This window comes from Blautia sp. HA9023 (assembly GCF_056504095.1).
Genome location: NZ_JBWLUR010000008.1, coordinates 598,677 through 617,537, shown reverse-complemented (window position 1 = coordinate 617,537; position 18,861 = coordinate 598,677). Strand labels below are relative to the sequence as shown.

Genomic DNA, 18,861 nt, shown 5'->3' with positions numbered 1-18,861 from the left:
TGAAACTCTGATATTTTAAAAGAGGCAGCAGGAAATTTCCAACATTTCCTGCTGCCTCTTTATCGCATTTCATTTTTCTTATCTGAGTTTTTTCTTCAGTTCCTGGATCAGTTCAAAATAATCTCTGTGCTTCATCTCCGGGAAAGCCTTAATGATTCTTCCCTGACCGAATACGGTATGGTTTGTGATAGAGTTTGACAGCTCATCAAACTGTGCCTGAAGCTCCGCTTTCTTCATCCGAAGCATTTCAGAAGATTTTTCTCTCTGAGCCACAGTCGCATCTCTGAGCTCTGCCTTAGCAAGAGCAACCTGAACTTTTCCCTCTCCCACCTTCTGTGCTGTATCAATGGTAGTTGTTGCCAGAGTATCACTGAGCTTATCGCTCACGATCCGCAGATCTGCACGTACCTTATCCAGTCGGGTAAGCTTCTTATTCAGTCCGCGGATCACCGCTACTGTTACAATAAAATCTGCCAGATACACCGCATACAGAATTACCATAACAACCCATTCCAGTGTGGAAGGTGTATGAGAAGCCTGACGCTCCACATACTTTTGAAAAACCTTTACCACCATCACAATGGCAAGTCCCCATATCAGGGAAAACTCAAGACAGATATAGCCGTGAAAATTCAGCGGCTTATTAGAATAATCCCACCATCTTGCATGGAAGCATACATCCAGAAGCCATCCGGCAACCAGCTCTACCGCAGTTGCAAGAACGATTCCAAACAGAAAGATCATTCCCTCACTCATCTGATGTCCGCCGCTCTGAAGCGTATTAAGCAATGCAAACACAGAAAGTACACCAAATCCGTACACCGGGCATACCGGACCGTTGAGAAATCCCCGGTTTATAACCTTTCCTAAGGTTACTGCATGGAAGATAACTTCAACGACCCATCCTCCAAAAGAATAAAACAAAAAATACAGACATATCTGAAAATACGTCATCCCGCAAATCATCCTGTACTCCTCCTTTACAGCCGTCAAGATTCCGGCAGCTATTTCAGGGGTCAGTACCATCACCTCTGCCGGAGTGATTTTGATTATATCATATCACCCCTCTCATTTACATCCCTTTATCCGGTCATTCTTCCGAAACAATTTCTTTTTTCACACGGGTAAAGTACAGAAAGAATCCGATGTTCAGAATGATTCCCACTGTGGTAGATACCGGTGCTGCAAGACCGATCTTTGTCAGGCTGGCATCCGGCTGGATACTCATAAAGTACGCCATTGGAAGTCGTACCAGAAGCGTCTGGATCAGGCCCTGGACCATAACCCATATGGTCTGGTTGTTTCCGTTGAAATAGCCTATCATACTGAACAGAACAGCTGTAACCAATGTCTCCGGAGCAAACCCCTTCAGATAATCAAAGCCCTTTTGGATGACGCCGGCATCTGTTGAAAAGAATCCTGCCAGCACATCACCCTTCAGCAGGATCAGAATAAATACCAAGCATCCCACAGACAGGCCAACTCCAATTCCCGTAAGCATGGATTTTCTCGCACGTTTCGGCTTTCCTGCTCCTACGTTCTGTGAAACAAAGGAGGCCATGGACTGCATCAGGGAGCTTGGAACCAGCATGGCAAAGTTTACGATCTTCCATGCAACTCCGTAACCGGAGGATGCTTCCAGACCCAGGCGATTGACAAATGCGCACAAGGCCAGGAATGAAATCTGGGTCAGGAATTCCTGAAGTGCCAGCGGCAGTCCGATCTTAAGAAAACGTCTGCACTGAGGATTCAGCCGGAAATCTTTTTTTGTAATGGTAAACGGAAGCTTCTTCTTTATCAGCAGAACTACTGCAAATACAACACTTAAGGCCTGAGCAGAAACCGTAGCAATAGCTGCTCCTGCTGCATCCATATGTAACCCGGCTACCAGTACCAGATCTCCGATCACATTTACAATACATGCCACCAGCACAAACAGCAACGGAGATTTACTGTCACCCAGGCCACGGAAGATGGCAGACAGCAGGTTATACGCCACAATAAAGAAAATTCCGCTTCCACAGATCCGTACATAAGATGCAGTCAGCGCTACCGCTTCTTCCGGTGCCTGCATCAGCACGGAGATCGGATGTGCAAAACCTACCATAACAATAAACAGCACGACAGATATCATGGTAAAGACGATCGCAGCCCCACCGATAACGGAGCCAATCTGCTCCGGTCTTTTTTCTCCAAGATAACGTGCGATCAGAACTGTGATACCCATAGCAAACTGGATCACTACAAAGGTAACCAGATTCAGTATCTGACTTCCGGTGGAAACCGCTGACAGTCCGGATGTGGAACCGAATCTTCCAACTACAAGAAGATCGACCGCACCATAGGCAGCCTGCAGGATCAGCGCACCGAGTACCGGCATCATAAATGCAACCAGCTTCTTCAGGATATTTCCCTGGGTAAAATCTGCCTTATCACTTGTCATAATGTTCCCTCCTGTCACACATAATCTGATAGAATTTTCCGATGGTCCGGATCATGCTGTCTGCTTCTTCTTCGGAAATCTCTGAAAGATAGGGTGCCAGACTGCTGAAATAATCCTGATCATACTTTCTGGAAAGATTCTCTCCTTTTTCTGTTATAGAGATGTAAGTAACGCGCCCGTCATCCGGAGACATGAGCTTCTGAAGATATCCCTTTGCCTCCATTTCTTTCACTGTTCTGGTGACACCCGGACGCGGAAGGTTCATGGCATCACTGATATCAGAGAGCCGGATATCCTTTTTTTCCCGCTGCAGAGAATGGATCACATCCAGATACTGTATGTAGGATGGCATCACCCCCTGGGGCAGTGGCGGAAGCATATCCCGGATCCGCTTTGCCTGATAAAATGCATCAAACATCCGCTTGATCTTTTCATTTGTCATAAAAAAACTCCTTATATAATTATCTTTGTTAATTACCATTGATAATTATATAAGGAATTTATGGTTTGTCAAGCATGTTTTACTTTTCTGTCATAAAGTAATGATTTATTAATCTATGCTTCTTTTAATAATGCTTTCTCATCCTTCAGACCAAATTTTCGTTCCACCAGTTCTTCAATAACCTGTGCAGTGGCATTCCATCCAAGAAGGCTGCTGTTCAGGAGAATATCACGGGTATGTCTGTCACCACGTTTTTTGCCGGTGATATACTCATGTCTTGCATGCTGGGATTTTTCTACATTTTCCCACTCTTCCTCTGCTTTATGCTGGTTTAGGCCACTCTTCTTCATAACTGCCGAAATTTCATCCTGCTTCGGCGCATAAATAAATACATTCATAACATCCGGGCTGTCTTTCAAAATGTAATCACTGCTTCTACCTACGATCACGCAGGAATTTTTTGCAAATTCATGGATCGCCTGGAACTGGGCATCAATAACACGGTTAGAAAGGTTTGCATAGCGGACACCGTAAGAAGTATCAAACGCATAACGGACACCGATCCTGGTATCTGCTTCTTCTACCAGACCTTTATCAACACCGATTTCCTGTACAACTTTGTCTACCAGATCACGGTCATAATACTCGATTCCGAAATGATCTGCAACCATACGTGCAATCTCCGGTCCGCCGCTTCCATATTCGCATCCGACAGTGATAACAAAGTGTCTGTCCGGATATTTTGCATCCGGAAGTGCTACCGGTTCTTCCGGTGCAGCTTTTGCATCTTCTACAATAAAGATATCACGGCCAAATTCCGCACCGTATTTTTTCTTTGAATAAGAGTAAAAGAATACTCCAAGTACCAGCCAGATTCCAACTACGATCCACTCCTGCCATACCAGTGCCGCAGAAAAAGATGCCGGAATAATGTATAAAAGTGTCATAAATCCAGCCATGATCACAGCCATTGCACCGACAAAGCCACCAGCTTTTACTTTATAAGGTCTTTCCATATCCGGTCTCTTTTTCCTGAGGATGCAGAAAGAGATAGAAACAAACATATAGGCAATAACACATCCGAAAGATGCAGCATCAACCAGCCATACCAGAACGCCTCTTCCAAAAAACGGCGCTGCCACACAGGCAATTCCGCAGAGGATAATGGCTGCTTCCGGCGTTTTGTTTTTTCCAAGCTTTCCGAACATCTTCGGGATCATCAGGGATTCACCCATGGAATACAGGGCACGGCTTCCACCCATCAGGAAAGAGTTCCAGGATGTGATGATTCCACATAAACCTCCGATGATCAGAACCTTACCCATCAGCGGTGACCGGAACGCGATCTCAATGGCTTTTGCAGAGACCAGTCCGTTCTGGGAATTCATTTCCTGTGCAATGGCACTCTGCGGCATGATGTAGCAGACTGCAAAGATGATCAGCAGATACCAGGCTACTGCAAGGAAAATAGACAACAGCATGATCTTTCCGATCTTTTTATAAGGAACACTGATTTCCTCAGCTGCCTGAGGGATAACATCAAAACCAATAAAAAGGAATGGTGTCATGCAGGCAACTTTGAATACACTTCCCAGTGTATTTCCGGCGCCACTTTCCCACATCTGTCCTGTAATATTGGATGCATCACCGTTTACTGCGGAACCAACTACCAGAAGGATTCCGGCGATGGCAATGATCGCTGTCAGAACGGTCTGAAGAATGGCCGCTGTTTTTGCACCCTTGATATTGATGATCGTGATCAGGATTGCAACACCAACGCCAAGGATGATCGTTGTCAGATAAATATCTTTTCCTGCAATGGAATACAGGTACACCTGATTGAAATCCGGAAACAGATAGGTAATAACAGTCGGAAGTGCAGTGGCCTCAAACGCAGAGGTTGCCACATATCCGAGAATGATCATCCAGGTACATACAAAAGATCCGGTAGGACCCATGGCACGGTAACTGAATACATGCTCACCACCGCACTGCGGCATTGCAGAAGTCAGTTCCGCATAGGTAAGTCCTACAAAAAATACCATCAGACCACCGATCAGCATGGCAATCATAGATCCGGCAAAACCGGCGGTTGTGATCCAGTCTCCGGAGTTGATGACCCAGCCCCATCCGATCATGGCTCCAAAAGCAATGACCAGGATGTCCCAGGCTCCCATTACTTTATCAAACTTCGATTTCTGTTCCATATAAAACCTCCTCTTTTCCCACTCTAACAAGCAAAAATCCGCTATCCTTTTTCCTGCATCCTTGCAGACAGAACAGCGGATCTGTAATTTTTGTATTCTTTTTCTTTAAGCTTCCATTGCCTCTTTCAGAGATGCCTCAAAGATCTCCAGGCCTTTCTCCATCTGCTCATCGGTCATAGTGAGCGGTGCAAGGAAACGAACTACATTGCCTGCTGTTCCACAGTTCTCAAGAAGGAGTCCCTTCTGGATCGCATTCTGTATCAGCTTGGCTGTAAGCTCTGTTGCCGGTTCTTTTGTTTCTTTATCTTTTACAAGCTCAATACCGATCATAGCGCCAAGTCCACGTACATCACCGATCACCGGATATTTCTCCTGAAGCTCTTTGTAGCGTTTCATGACAACCTCGCCAATGTGTCTTGCTTTTCCTGCGTAATCGTCACGTTTCATGATATCCATAACAGCCAGTGCTGCTGCACAGGAAACCGGGTTTCCACAGAAGGTTCCACCGATGGTTCCTGCCGGTGCTGCATCCATAACTTCTGCTCTTGCTGTGATAGCGGAAATCGGAAGACCTGCACCAAGAGATTTTGCGGTTGTGATGATATCCGGTGCTGCGCCTGCTTCTGCCCAGTACTCAGATGCATAATATCTTCCTGTTCTGCAGTTGCCACACTGAACCTCATCTGCAATCATCAGAATTCCGTTGTCATCGCAGATCTTGCGGACTGCTTTTACCCACTCGATCGGTGCCGGGATGAATCCACCCTCGCCCTGGAACGGCTCAACGATCATGCAGGCGATCTCACTTGCAGGTGCTCCTTCGTCAAAGATTCTCTGAAGCTCATCAATATAATACTGAATTGCTTCAGCCTCTGTGTATCCTTTTGGTGCACGGTATACATATGGATATGGTGCACGGAAGATTCCTGCCGGGAACGGTCCCATACCCACTGCATATACTTTCTTGGCTGTCAGTGCCATGGTCAGGTTTGTTCTTCCATGGAAAGCACCTGTGAAACAGATCACGCCGCTTCTTTTTGTGAAGGCTTTTGCAATCTTGATGGCATTTTCATCACACTCTGCACCGGAGTTTGCAAAGTATGTTTTTTTCACATCTCCTTTGCATGGCATGATCTCATTTAATCTCTCAGCCAGTGTTACATAGCCGTCATGCACATATACATTGAAAATTGTGTGGAAATATTTTTCAGTCTGTTTCTTTACTGCCTCAATAACTTCCGGATGGGAATATCCGATATTCAGGACGCCAACACCGCCGACCCAGTCAAGGAATTTATTTCCATCCATATCTTCAAACATGGCTCCTGATCCCTGTTTGATACAGATCGGATATGTTTTTCCGCAAAGTGCTTTCGGGATTGCTGCGTCTCTTCTGTCAAGAAGTTCTTTTGATTTCGGTCCTGGAACCTGCTCTGTTACAATCTCCGGTAATGCGGTTGCTAATTCTGCTGTTGTCATAATATTCTCCTCCTTTATCTGGTCACGGTTTTTCTGCCTGCCGGACTCCTCTCGGAGTTCTCTCCGGAAGCAAAAAAACAGGCGCCGGATGTGTTATCATCCGACGCCTTTGTCGTTTATCTGCTGTGTTATTTTGTTTTTTGATTTAGGTAGATTATAGCATTTTCCGGTACGAAATCAATAGGCCTGGTGTTGTATGTCTTTTGTGCACAGTGCACAATTTCTATTATCTGCGATACCGATATCGCCTGATCATAAACGCCATCTTCAGCTCCAGGCAGGTATCCAGGTTTTCAAGATCGCATCCCAGGATCTCCCGGATCTTTTTCAACCTGTAATTTAAGGTATTCCTGTGAAGAAACATCTCTTCTGCCGTCTTTTTGGCATTGCAGCTGCAGTTCAGATAATTTTCCAGTGTTTCACTTAAGTTTCCATCGTTCAGTTCATCTGCCTGCAGCAGCTTTCCGATTTTTTCTTCCATATAAGTATCCAGGATTCTGGAATCGTCCACATGGGAAAGTAATGTATAGATTCCCTGATCCCTGTAAAAAAATATCTGCCCCTTCAATCCGGAAACTTCTGCTGCCCGAAGTGCTGAGGAAGCTTCGTTCCGGCTGTCTTTTACCTCATCCAGATACGCCCTACTGTTTCCGGCTCCGATCCGAAGCTCTATTCCATATTCCCGCTGTGTTCGGTCCACGATCCTGGCGAAAATTTCTTTTATATTGCTATCCTCCGCTTCTCTGTCCGGAAGCAGTGCAAGGATGGAGCCTGCCTGTGGAAGGATAAGGATATCCTGTTTTATGTAACTGGAAAACTCAGTACAGATCATACGTTTCACATTCCGTCCGGTTGTCAGGGAATCCTCGTTCTCCCATCCGCTTTCTATGTTTCCGGACGCAAACGCAAATTCCGCTACAAAAAAACTTCCCTCCAGATCAATATTCAGATATCTGGCCTGTGCCATCACACGCTCCCGGCTTAAATGTTCTGCATCCAGAATAGAGGAAAACAGCTGCTCTGCGGCATTTCGGTCATTTTCTTCCAGAACAAGCCTGCGGCAGATGATCTGAGACAGATCGATCAGAGGATATTTCTCCGGAAGCTCAAAAAGAGGCAACGCTTTCTCTTCACAGTACTGCATCAGTTCCTCTGATATCTGGCCTTCATTAATTCCAAGAGCCGTAATTCCATGCCCATACATCTGCCGGATCATCTCCATCAGCTTCCGACTGTCATCCGTAACACTGGGATTGGTCAGAACTACAAATTCGTCTCCGTGGATGTAGTTTTCGATCTTATATTCACTTTTTACACATTGCAGACAGTCTGCAAAATAAATCCATCGAACAGATTGCTCCAAACCGTTTTTTCCTGCTTTCAGCTTCAGAACCTCTGTAAGCTCCGGAATCTGCATCATATCTTTACAATTCATAAAGTTCTATTCCTCCCACTGGTACCTTTTCATATCCACGCATCCATTTGCTTTAAATTCCACACCTTCGTCTTCCAGAAGTTCCCTCTGTTCTCTCCATCCTGGTGCAGTACGGCCTGCATGATTCACAACTCTGTGGCAGGGATATTTCCCATAAAATTCTGCCATGCTTAAAACTTTTCCTACAAGCCTCGAATTTTTATCCCAGCCGATGAGACGTGCAATCTGCCCGTAGGAAGCCACTTTTCCTGCCGGTATTTCTTCCACCACGGATAGTATTTCGTAGATCAGATCCTCATCCAGTATTTTTCCCATTGTTGTTCCTCCGAAGCATTTTTTATTTTATATCCACAATTCTTCCCAGGTCAATCTTCGTTCCATCTGTCAGAAAGATTTTCTGGCTGCAGTCGTCAATCTTTTTTATCTGCCCGGTGACGGTTACATAGGAGCCTCCCTCTTTCCGGTCATCCGGCTGGAAATAGATGATGGTGACGGACTCTGTTCTCTCCCTGTCGGCTATCAGCTGCCGGAGTTTTTCATCCAGTTCCTGCTTTTTGTCTTCGGAAAGCTGTACCCAGTTATCGGTGAGTCTGGCTGTTTCCCGGATTGCGTCTTCATAGCCGGTAAGGGCTGCAAAGGGGGAAAACTGTGCAGCTCGGTCATAGAGGGGCATCTGTGGGTGTGTTTTTGAAACATGGTGAGGCAGGTTTATGATGTCCTGGTATTTGCCTTTTGGTTTCTTTTCCATTTATGCTCTGTGACCTCCGATCTGGTTGTTCCGCTCTATGGTTGTGGAACCTTCCTGTAAGCTGCTGCCTTTCAGTATGGCATTTTTTCCGAATTTCTTTTTTACGGAAAGCATAGCTTCTTGGAGCTTTCGCTCTTTTTCCTGTTTTTCTTTTTCTGCTTTCTGTTCTGCCTCTGACACTTCTGATTTAAGGTAATCCGTGAACAGATTCATCTGCTGATATACGGGCTCTGCCGCTGCCAGTTTTTCATCTGTGAGCTGATTGGCTGTGATATAGACACGCCGGATCAGAAGTGTTTTATCCGTGATACGCTCATACAGGTCAAGGACTGCCTTCATGATCGTTGATGTGGATGAGGTTGGATTGTCCAAATTTACAGTTCCGTGACCATGTTTGGGAATTTTTCTTCCATAACGGTCTGTTTTTATTTCGCCCTGATATTTTTTCCTGCCGGAGGAAGATTTCAGATTGTCAATATCGTAGCCTATGGTAAGGACTATCTGACTGGTTACCAGCCTTTTTTCCACAAGCTGAAGAACCAGCATGTCTGTCATTTCACGTACGATCAGTTTCGCCTGTTCAAAATCACTGGGACAGTGCAGTACCTGACCGGAACCGATGCTGTTTGTTTCCGGTTTGTAGGCTTTGATCAGATCCATGGTCACCGGTTCGTATCCCCATGCATGATCAATCAGAAGTTCCGCGTTGATGCCGAATATTTTATAAAGAAGATCTTCATTATAGTAATCACGCACACCGCCCAAAGAGCATCTGGCAATGTCTCCCATCGTGTAAAGTCCTACTTCTTCCAGCTTCTTCCTGATTCCTGTGCCTACCCGCCAGAAATCTGTCAGCGGCCTGTGATCCCATAAAAGTTCCCGGTAGGACTGCTCCGTCAGTTCTGCGATACGCACACCATTTTCGTCTGGTGTTACATGTTTGGCCCCGATGTCCATGGCAATCTTACACAGATAAAGATTGGTTCCGATTCCGGCAGTTGCCGTGATCCCGGTCTCTTTCATTACATCGGAGATCATTTTTGCAGCAAGCTCTCTGGCTGTCATCTGATACATTCCAAGATAATGGGTGACGTCCATAAACACCTCATCTATAGAATAGACATGCATGTCCTCCGGTGCCAGATAACGGAGGTAAACGTTATAGATCCGGGTGCTGTAGTCCATGTACAACGCCATTCTCGGCGGTGCTGTCACATAGGAAACGGCCAGTTCCGGATGCGCTTTCAGTTCATCCGAAGACCAGGATTCTCCGGTAAAACATCTTCTTGGTGCTTTTGTGACACGTGCCTGATTGACTTCTTTTACACGCTGGACCACTTCAAAAAGTCTCGCTCTTCCTGGTATTCCATAGGCCTTCAAAGAAGGGGAAACTGCCAGGCAGATGGTTTTTTCGGTTCGTTCCCTGTCTGCCACAACAAGATTGGTGGTAAGTGGATTTAAGTTCCGCTCCTGACATTCCACGGAAGCGTAGAATGATTTCAGATCGATGGCTATATAGATATGATCTTCTTTTTTATCCATGGATACACCTCCGGAGTGTTTTCTTTTCTTATTATACCAGAAAATTTGTTCGATTATAGGTTTTTTTCTCTTTTTTACGCAAAAAACCTCCTCCGGTTTTGCTGCCGGAGGAGGTCTCTATCTGAATTCCCCTCAAAAAATTTTTATACTTTATAATATCAGAACAGTCCTGTGATCTTACCGCTCTCATCTACGTCAATCTTGGTTGCAGCCGGCACTTTTGGAAGACCTGGCATGGTCATGATCTCGCCGGTGAGTGCTACGATGAAGCCTGCGCCTGCGGAGATCTTAAGATTTCTTACGGTTACCTCAAAGTCTGTCGGAGCACCAAGTTTTGTCTGGTCGTCTGTTAAGCTGTACTGTGTCTTGGCTACACAGATCGGGCAGTTGCCAAATCCGAGAGCTTCCAGCTGTTTTGCCTGCTTCTGAGCATTCGCTGTAAGAACCACTCTCTTTCCGCCATAAACCTTCTGTACGATCTGGTTCAGTTTATCCTCAATGGAGCCTTCCAGCTCATAAGCATATGTGAAATCATTCGGCTCTTCAACCAGACGGAGAACTTCCTCAGCAAGCTTGATTCCGCCTTCGCCGCCTTTTGCCCATACCTCGGAAAGTGCTACGTTTACGCCAAGCTCTTTACATTTTGCTTCTACAAAATCAAGCTCTGCCTTGGTATCGGTCGGGAATGCGTTGATAGCTACCACACATGGGAGTTTGTATACATTTTTGATATTGCTTACATGTTTCAGAAGGTTCGGGATACCTTTTTCAAGAGCCTCAAGGTTCTCATTGTTAAGATCTGCTTTTGCAACGCCACCGTTGTATTTCAGGGCACGTACGGTTGCTACGATAACAACGGCACTTGGTGTAAGACCTGCCATACGGCACTTGATATCCAGGAATTTCTCTGCTCCAAGGTCAGCACCGAATCCAGCCTCTGTGATGGCATAATCAGCAAGCTTCATAGCCATCTTTGTAGCGGTTACGGAGTTACATCCGTGAGCGATATTTGCGAATGGTCCGCCATGAACGATTGCCGGAACATGCTCCAGTGTCTGAACAAGGTTTGGTTTCAGGGCATCCTTCAGAAGTGCTGTCATAGCACCCTCTGCGTGGAGATCTCCTGCTGTTACCGGTTTCTGCTCAGCAACCTTGCCGTAAGTATATCCGATGATGATTCTGGAAAGTCTCTCCTTCAGATCTTTGATATCACTTGCCAGACAGAGAACTGCCATGATCTCCGATGCTACGGTGATGTCGTAACCGTCCTCACGCGGCATACCGTTTGTTCTTCCGCCAAGCCCGTCTACTACATTACGAAGCTGACGGTCGTTCATATCCACGCAGCGTCTCCAGGTGATCTTTCTCGGGTCGATGTTCAGCTCATTACCCTGGAAGATATGGTTGTCGATCATTGCTGCAAGAAGGTTGTTTGCCGCACCGATCGCATGGAAATCACCGGTAAAATGAAGGTTGATATCCTCCATCGGAACTACCTGTGCATAGCCGCCGCCTGCCGCACCACCTTTGACACCGAATACCGGTCCAAGGGATGGCTCACGAAGAGCTACCATAACATTTTTTCCAAGTCTCTGCATTCCATCTGCAAGACCTACCGTTGTAGTTGTTTTTCCTTCCCCGGCCGGTGTCGGGTTGATAGCTGTCACAAGAATCAGTTTGCCGTCTTTTTTGTCTGTTTCTTTCAGGAGATTATAGTCGATCTTTGCTTTGTATTTACCATACTGCTCCAGATATTTGTCATCAATACCTGCTTTCTCTGCAATCTTGGTAATTGGCTCCATTGTGCACTCCTGTGCAATCTCGATGTCACTTTTAAATCCCATAATGTTCTCCTTTCTCCGCTGCAACCGTCTGCATCTTTTATCCCATAAAAAAGAGCAGTATCTGAATTTTTTCAAATACTGCCCAGACGGTCGACTCATCGAATCTCCGGCTCCCTCGTGGTTATCCCACAACTCCGTCAGTCACCGAAGACTTTATTAATTTGATGATTGAATATTAACATATTTATTAGTACTTGTCAAGAAATTATCAAATTATTTTTTTCACTTTTAAAGTGAACTGAGTCTAATTTTCTGAATCATTTCAGTTTTCCGTACTATTCATCAGATACTGAATGTTATAAGGAAAATTCTGTTTTTCGTCAATTAACGTAAATCAGGTCTGATTTTTGCCTGCAAACCCACACCGGATCGCCTGTGTCGGACATATCTTTTTACATCTTCCACATCGGATGCATTCTGTACTGTTTGGATTTTCCGTCGGATCGACCTCCATCTGGCAGATATTTCTGCATTTTCCGCAGTGAACACATTTTTCTTTATCTACTCTGTAACGAAAAACGGAAACTTTATTAAATACCGAATAAAAAGCTCCCAACGGGCAGATATACTTACAGAATGGCCGGTATATCATAATTGATAAGATAATGGTGATCACCAGGATTGTATTTTTCCACATGTACAGCCAGCCTACTGCACTTCGCATGGATTTGTTCAGCAGCACCAGAGGGATACCTCCCTCCAGCGTTCCTGCCGGGCAGATCAGCTTGCAGAAATACGGTGCTCCCTGCCCCATGATATCTACTACAAACATGGGAAGTATGATCACAAATACAAGAAAGATCACATATTTCAGTTTTCGCAGAAGCTTATCCCCACGAAATGTCCGGATCTTCTTTGGAAAAGGAATCTTGTTCAACAGATCCTGGATCAGTCCAAAGGGGCAGAGAAATCCGCACACCAGTCTTCCAAGCAACGCTCCCATAAAGATCAGAAATCCAGCTACATAATATGCCATCTTGAAGTTCCAGCTTCCGATCACAGCCTGAAGGGAACCAATGGGACAGGCCCCTCTTGCCCCGGGGCAGGAATAACAGTTCAGCCCCGGAACACAGACATTTTTCAGTTTTCCGGTATAGATCTTTCCAGTTATAAACCCTGATATGTGACTGTTTGTAAGGGCCGCCCACAATGCCTGGATCCCATGCCGCGGCCATTCATTTATTTTCATCTTCTTATTATCCAATGCCAATACACTCCATACAGATGTTGATCGCTTTTGTAAAAACTACAGATGCCTCACCTCTGCAGATTCCCAATATCATCAGTAAAATCCCCAAAAACGCCAGAGCTGGTCCGATCCACCTGGATTCTGTTATTTTCCGAATCATTTTTTCACTCTCCGTAATGATCATCTTCTACTTTGAAACGTTTTTAAGCTCTTTTTCCACGATTTCCTTCCATTCGTCCAGTGTATGGCTTCCTGTATAGGTATCGCCTACAATGTTTCCATCTTTGTCAACAAAAAATGTTTCAGGAAATGCGGAAATCCCCTGCAGACGGCCGTTCATCATAGTAGTATCCGGTATCAGGAACGGATACTCTGCTTTTGTTTTTTCCTGAAGAATGCCTGCTTTTTTTACTGCCTCCTCGTCCTGATTTCCCTTTTCATCTGTAGTATCAAGCACCACGCCTGCTACTCCGACGCCTTTATCTTTCATTTCTTTATAGAGCTCCTGAAGTTCCGGAATTTCTTTTACACATGGTGAGCACCAGGTTGTAAAAATATTTACCAGCGTCAGGTCATAGTCACTGAATACTTTTTCTGTATATGTTTTTCCATCTATTCCTGTTGTTTCAAATTTTCCTACAGATTTTACATCCTCCGGGTTGCTGCTGGTATCCTGTGGCTGGTCAAACACGGAAATATTCTGATACGGTGTCATTTCCGTAATATCGGTTTTGATCTTTTCCAGCTCCTTTGTCAGCTTTTCATCTGCATCTTTGTTGGTGCTCAGATAATATTTGTATTTCCCGTCACTGCTGCTTCCAAGCTCTTTATGCTCTGTACAGCCAGTGATCTCATCCAGCTTTTTCTGTGAAGCTTCGTCATAAACGCCAATTGTACCAATTCTGTCCAGACCTGCCACCCAGTCGTCATATCCTGTTCCCATCTTCTGTATTTCGGCGTTTTTCTGTTCCTCTGTCATTTTGCTCCAGCTTACATAGGCATATGTCACTGCATTGGTCTGATTCTCAAAATCTTCCGTAGTAAGCATTGCAATGCTCTGGTCCTTGATCTGCTTTAACAGCTCCTTCGAAAGTGAAAGCTTCAGTCCCAGAAACGGATATTCATAAGAATCCTGTGCCTTGCAGGTTACGTCGGAAGGCTTAAATGTACCTGCTACCAGATCTGATGAAACTGCCTCTCCATCCACCGCCATTGCCTCTCCGATCTCTGCTGTTTCCGTGCTTTCTGCCGCTGTTACCGTCACACTTCCTAATGCAGATATTCCTAATACCGCTGCTGCCATAAGTGCTGTTATTTTCTGTGTTCTGAATTTCATTGTTTATATTCTCCCTTCTGATATCACCGGCCCATATCCGGAACCAGCATATATTTTACATGTAAATCTTGCTCTCTGTAGCCTTACTATATCATCCCCTGTATAAAATCTCTGTTAAGAAACAAAAAAATTTACAGGAATTTTATGCTATACATGATATTATAGATAACAAGGCAAAATCAACTGTTTTTTAGGAGGATTTATTATGCATATATTGATAATCGAAGATGAAAAGCAGCTCTGCCAGTCTATTGCGGAGGGACTTCGTATGGATGGCTATGAAGCGGACACATGTTTTGACGGGGATGAAGGACTGGAATTATGTCTGGTGGAAAATTATGATCTCATCCTTCTTGATCTGAATCTTCCAGGCGTTGATGGTCTGGAAATCCTGCGCCAGTTTCGGGAATCCGATACTTCCACTCCCGTTTTGATCCTCTCTGCCAGAGGACAGATCCAGGACAAGGTTGAAGGGCTTGATCTCGGTGCCAATGACTATCTCACAAAGCCTTTTCATTTTGAAGAGCTGGAGGCACGGATCCGAAGTCTGACACGAAGGAAATTTATCCAGCAGGATGTATGTCTGCAATGCGGACGTATCAGCTTTGATACCCGTACAAGAAAGGCCAGCATCGATGGTCTTCCTCTTTCTCTGACCCGAAAGGAAAGTTCTCTTCTGGAATATTTCCTTCTTCATCAGAACCGTATCATAAGCCCGGAAGAAATGATCGAGCATATCTGGGACGGAAGCGTCAACAGTCTCAGCAATTCCATTCGTGTCCACATTTCTTCTCTTCGAAAAAAGCTGCGCACAGCTCTCGGCTTTGATCCGATACAGAATAAGATTGGTCAGGGTTACATTTTAACGGAGGATATACAATGAAAATGAAAAAAATAACAGGAAAGCTATCTCTTCAATGGCGTCTGACACTGATCACCGCACTGCTTATGACAGTCACCTGCATTCTGATGTATTTTTTTATCAGCCAGTCTGCAGTTGCCGGAATGGAGGATCTGGGAGATTACATGATACGGATCGATAACACAGATTCTGCTCCCATCACCTTTAATATGAATCCCTCCGTCTTATTTCCGGAGCTTTCCGATCAGCTGCAGTTAACCAAAAAACTTTTTCTCACCAAAGGACTCATGGTAACAGGGATCATCATCCTTCTCAGCAGCATCTGCACTTATTTTATCAGCCGTCAGGCATTACTTCCCCTGCGCAGACTCAGCCAGGAGGTAAACAAAATAGAGGTCCAGAACCTTTCAGAGGCTCTGGAAGTTCCTGCTACCAATGACGAGATTTCCCGCCTGACAATTTCATTTAACAAAATGCTCGCACGCCTGGATGAGGCTTTTACTGCCCAGAAGCAATTTTCTGCCAATGCAGCCCATGAGCTGAGGACTCCTCTTGCCGTTATCCAGACAAATCTGGATGTTTTTGCCCGCAGGGAAGCACCTGCTTTAAAAGATTATCAGGAGATTTTTGCCATGCTCCAGGAACAGACCGGGCGACTTTCCCATCTGGCTGAAATCCTCCTGGATATGACCGGTGTACAGACTGTTGAACGTTCCGAAAGGATCTCTCTGGCAGCACTGACGGATGAGGTTTTCTGCGACCTGGCTTCTGTAGCGGAACAGAAGGATGTTGAACTGATCCAGCAGGAGGGGGACTGCATTATTACCGGAAGCTATCTGCTGCTGTATCGCGCTGTGTACAATCTTGTGGAAAATGCGATCAAATACAATCACTCCGGTGGAAAAGTAACCGTAAATATCCATCCTTCCGAAGAAATAACAGATACATCCACCTCTGTCAATTACGTCTTTCTTGAAGTCTCCGACACCGGAATCGGCATTCCTCCTGAATATCAGGAAAAAATCTTCACCCCGTTCTTCCGTGTGGACAAATCAAGAAGCCGTGCTATGGGAGGTGCCGGCCTGGGACTTGCACTTGTCAGTGAAATTGTCAGACAGCATAACGGACAGGTAAAAGTACTGGAAAGCAGCAAAAAAGGCAGCGTGATCGCAATCATGCTGCCAGTCTGAACATGTTTGTATTACATTTACTTTATATGCTCATGAACGCAATCGCTTTGCGATCTGCGTTCAAATCCGAGTATATTTTCTCAACAATACTGTCTGTATCCATTTCGCAGGTAATAGCCTGTTCCCTGAGAACTGAAGAAAAATCTTTTTCTCTCCACCATCTGCGCATATCTTTTTCACCAAATTCTCTGTTTCTTGTATTATGTCGTCTCACGGTTTCTTCAAACGACAGATCAAATTGACACTCCCCACAGCTAAAGCAGGGGGATTCTTGCTTCTCCCACTACTGCATTGGCAAACACCTTACGGTACTGCAATGTCTTACACAGTGTCCACAAGCTATATTTATACTGTTCCCGTATGCCCTACGGTACAGTTTTTATCTTTATGCAGACTGCATCTGCAGTCCTTTTTTCAGAATATTGATACTTGCATTCGTATCCCGGTCATGAACCGCATGGCATTTGGGACACTCCCAGATACGAATGCCCAGATTTTTTATCCGTGGATTTCTGTTGCCACAACAGCTGCAGGTCTGACTGCTCGGATACATCGTTGGTACTCTGTGAATTTCATTTCCATACCAGCCAGCTTTATATTCCAGCATTTCAAAAAATTTTGCCCAGGAAACACTCGCTATCGATTTTGACAGTTTATGATTCCGGATCATCCCCTTAACATTCAGATCTTCAATACAGATGGTTTGGTTTTCACGCACCAGCATCGTTGACTGTTTCTGCAGGAAATCATTCCGCTGATTGGTTACTTTCTCATACACTCTTGCCACCCTGATCCGCTGCTTCTCGCGGTTATGGGAATCTTTTTGTTTTCGGGAAAGCCTGCGCTGTTCTCTTATGAGTTTTCGCATTGAGCGTTCCAGATATCTGGGATTTGATACCGTATTTCCATTACTGTCGGAGTAGAACGCTTTGATTCCGACATCAATCCCTATCGTTCCGCCAGCATTTGAGCGTGGTTCCGGTTCAAAATCAACATTTAAAACCGCAAAATATTTTCCAGCCGGTGTGTGCTCAATGATCACGTGATTAATCTTTTCCACTTCCATCGACTGCCGTATTTTAACAAATCCAAGTTTCGGAAGTTTGATATATCTTCCCACAATACGAATATTATCTTTTTGATTTACCGTTCTGTATGACTGGAACCGGTTATGTTTACTTTTGAAGGTTGGATAGGAAGCCCGTTTCTGAAAGAAATTCACAAATCCCCGGTCGAGATCCCGCAAAGACTGCTGTAATGCAATGGAATCTGCTGCTTTCAGAAAGGCAAACTCCTCTTGCTTTTTCAATTCAGTCAGCATGGCGGAAGTCTGGGAATAGCCGATCTTTTCCCCATTTTCATAGCCTTCCTTACGCATGGCAAGTCCCCGGTTGTAGATGAACCGGCAGCATCCCAGGGTCTGATGGATGAAGTTTTTCTGTTCTCTGTTCGGGTAGATCCTGAATTTAATTCCTTTTTGCATTATCCCATCTTATCCTTTTGTCTCTGCGATGTTTTCTGGTTTTCAATATACTGTTCTACTGTTTCCAGCGGAGCACCGCCCACCGTCGATACAAAATAGCTGTTTGTCCAGAGAGTCGGCATTTTCGTTTTAAGATAGGGAAATTCCTGTCTTAAAATTCTGGACGTATAGCCTTTAAATGACTTTACAGCTTTGTGGATGCCAAACTGAGGATCTACTTCCAAAAGCATATGAACATGGTCTGGCATGATCTCCATTTCCAGAATGTCTACAGAAAGATTTGCAGCATACTCTGTGAGCAGCTCCTTCAGCCGGACGTCCACACCATTAATTAATACTTTTCGTCTATACTTTGGACACCATACTACATGGTATTTACAGGAATAGACGACATTGTTGTTTGATTTATATGTTGTGTTCATATTTGTATTATACTATAGTTTATTAGTTGATACAATTACTATTTTGTCCATCTTCAATTACTTGCATAAATTCGATGGACGCGTCTTATATCCCCATAGCTGAAGCAAAGGGTTTTACGACGCATTGGATAATATAATTTTCACACCATAAAAATTCCCCTGAACGCGGATAATTTTCCGTATCCAGGGGATTCTTCTTTCTTCTCTATAATTGCCAGCTCATTACCATCATATTGGTC

The 18,861-nt window shown here is 44.8% G+C and carries 17 protein-coding genes and 1 riboswitch; of the genes, 2 read left to right on the top strand and 15 right to left on the bottom strand.

Annotation, left to right across the window (positions count from 1 at the left end; all coding sequences use genetic code 11):
* Positions 1 to 78: 78 nt before the first annotated feature.
* From AC04Q6_RS12820 to AC04Q6_RS12760, 13 genes are all read right to left on the bottom strand, one after another.
* Positions 79 to 966 (bottom strand): putative ABC transporter permease, encoded by an 888-nt coding sequence (locus AC04Q6_RS12820; RefSeq protein ID WP_118063954.1) that lies wholly within the window; start codon positions 964 to 966, stop codon positions 79 to 81.
* A gap of 124 nt (positions 967 to 1,090) precedes the next feature.
* Entirely contained in the window at positions 1,091 to 2,443 is a 1,353-nt protein-coding gene (locus AC04Q6_RS12815; RefSeq protein WP_476389712.1) for an MATE family efflux transporter, read from the bottom strand.
* Entirely contained in the window at positions 2,433 to 2,885 is a 453-nt protein-coding gene (locus AC04Q6_RS12810; protein ID WP_118063950.1) for a MarR family winged helix-turn-helix transcriptional regulator, read from the bottom strand. Before AC04Q6_RS12810 ends, AC04Q6_RS12815 begins: the two co-directional genes overlap by 11 nt.
* A 113-nt stretch (positions 2,886 to 2,998) precedes the next feature.
* The gene (locus AC04Q6_RS12805) at positions 2,999 to 5,092 is read right to left on the bottom strand and encodes an amino acid permease (protein WP_476389711.1); all 2,094 of its coding nucleotides are present in this window, start codon (positions 5,090 to 5,092) and stop codon (positions 2,999 to 3,001) included.
* A 105-nt stretch (positions 5,093 to 5,197) separates the two neighbouring features.
* Positions 5,198 to 6,571, bottom strand: coding sequence for an aspartate aminotransferase family protein (locus AC04Q6_RS12800; protein WP_118063946.1), 1,374 nt, complete (start codon positions 6,569 to 6,571; stop codon positions 5,198 to 5,200).
* 226 nt (positions 6,572 to 6,797) lie between these two features.
* A complete protein-coding gene (locus AC04Q6_RS12795; RefSeq protein ID WP_118169101.1) occupies positions 6,798 to 8,006 on the bottom strand; it encodes a PucR family transcriptional regulator in 1,209 nt (402 codons plus the stop codon).
* Between the two features lie 6 nt (positions 8,007 to 8,012).
* The gene (locus tag AC04Q6_RS12790) at positions 8,013 to 8,321 is read right to left on the bottom strand and encodes an MGMT family protein (RefSeq protein ID WP_021977026.1); all 309 of its coding nucleotides are present in this window, start codon (positions 8,319 to 8,321) and stop codon (positions 8,013 to 8,015) included.
* Positions 8,322 to 8,343: 22 nt separating this feature from the next.
* Entirely contained in the window at positions 8,344 to 8,754 is a 411-nt protein-coding gene (locus AC04Q6_RS12785) for a YolD-like family protein (RefSeq protein ID WP_021977027.1), read from the bottom strand.
* Positions 8,755 to 10,296: a Y-family DNA polymerase gene (locus AC04Q6_RS12780; RefSeq protein WP_118063940.1), complete on the bottom strand. Its 1,542-nt coding sequence runs from the start codon at positions 10,294 to 10,296 to the stop codon at positions 8,755 to 8,757. It abuts the gene before it with no gap.
* A 158-nt stretch (positions 10,297 to 10,454) separates the two neighbouring features.
* Complete coding sequence (locus tag AC04Q6_RS12775) at positions 10,455 to 12,140, bottom strand: formate--tetrahydrofolate ligase (protein ID WP_118063938.1); 1,686 nt, start codon at positions 12,138 to 12,140, stop codon at positions 10,455 to 10,457.
* A gap of 73 nt (positions 12,141 to 12,213) precedes the next feature.
* A riboswitch (ZMP/ZTP riboswitch) is annotated at positions 12,214 to 12,295 on the bottom strand.
* A 179-nt stretch (positions 12,296 to 12,474) separates the two neighbouring features.
* Positions 12,475 to 13,329 carry a 4Fe-4S binding protein gene (locus tag AC04Q6_RS12770; RefSeq protein WP_118169223.1) on the bottom strand — a complete coding sequence of 285 codons (855 nt, stop codon included), beginning with the start codon at positions 13,327 to 13,329 and terminating at the stop codon, positions 12,475 to 12,477.
* Between the two features lie 7 nt (positions 13,330 to 13,336).
* The gene (locus tag AC04Q6_RS12765; RefSeq protein ID WP_022426715.1) at positions 13,337 to 13,489 is read right to left on the bottom strand and encodes a CD1871A family CXXC motif-containing protein; all 153 of its coding nucleotides are present in this window, start codon (positions 13,487 to 13,489) and stop codon (positions 13,337 to 13,339) included.
* A gap of 27 nt (positions 13,490 to 13,516) precedes the next feature.
* Positions 13,517 to 14,665, bottom strand: a complete 1,149-nt coding sequence (locus tag AC04Q6_RS12760) for a TlpA family protein disulfide reductase (protein ID WP_118169097.1) — start codon at positions 14,663 to 14,665, stop codon at positions 13,517 to 13,519.
* 205 nt (positions 14,666 to 14,870) lie between these two features.
* Between AC04Q6_RS12760 and AC04Q6_RS12755 the strand changes: the two genes are divergently transcribed.
* Together AC04Q6_RS12755 and AC04Q6_RS12750 are read left to right on the top strand one after the other, a co-directional pair.
* Positions 14,871 to 15,548 carry a response regulator transcription factor gene (locus AC04Q6_RS12755; RefSeq protein ID WP_015527267.1) on the top strand — a complete coding sequence of 226 codons (678 nt, stop codon included), beginning with the start codon at positions 14,871 to 14,873 and terminating at the stop codon, positions 15,546 to 15,548.
* Positions 15,545 to 16,717, top strand: coding sequence for an ATP-binding protein (locus AC04Q6_RS12750; protein WP_476389710.1), 1,173 nt, complete (start codon positions 15,545 to 15,547; stop codon positions 16,715 to 16,717). The genes AC04Q6_RS12755 and AC04Q6_RS12750 overlap by 4 nt, the downstream gene beginning before the upstream one ends.
* A 385-nt stretch (positions 16,718 to 17,102) precedes the next feature.
* Here AC04Q6_RS12750 and tnpB read toward each other — a convergent pair whose 3' ends face one another.
* The gene (gene tnpB / locus AC04Q6_RS12745; protein ID WP_118071260.1) at positions 17,103 to 18,200 is read right to left on the bottom strand and encodes an IS200/IS605 family element RNA-guided endonuclease TnpB; all 1,098 of its coding nucleotides are present in this window, start codon (positions 18,198 to 18,200) and stop codon (positions 17,103 to 17,105) included.
* Positions 18,200 to 18,622, bottom strand: coding sequence for an IS200/IS605 family transposase (tnpA, locus tag AC04Q6_RS12740; protein ID WP_118071261.1), 423 nt, complete (start codon positions 18,620 to 18,622; stop codon positions 18,200 to 18,202). The genes tnpB and tnpA overlap by 1 nt, the downstream gene beginning before the upstream one ends.
* Positions 18,623 to 18,861 lie beyond the last annotated feature (239 nt).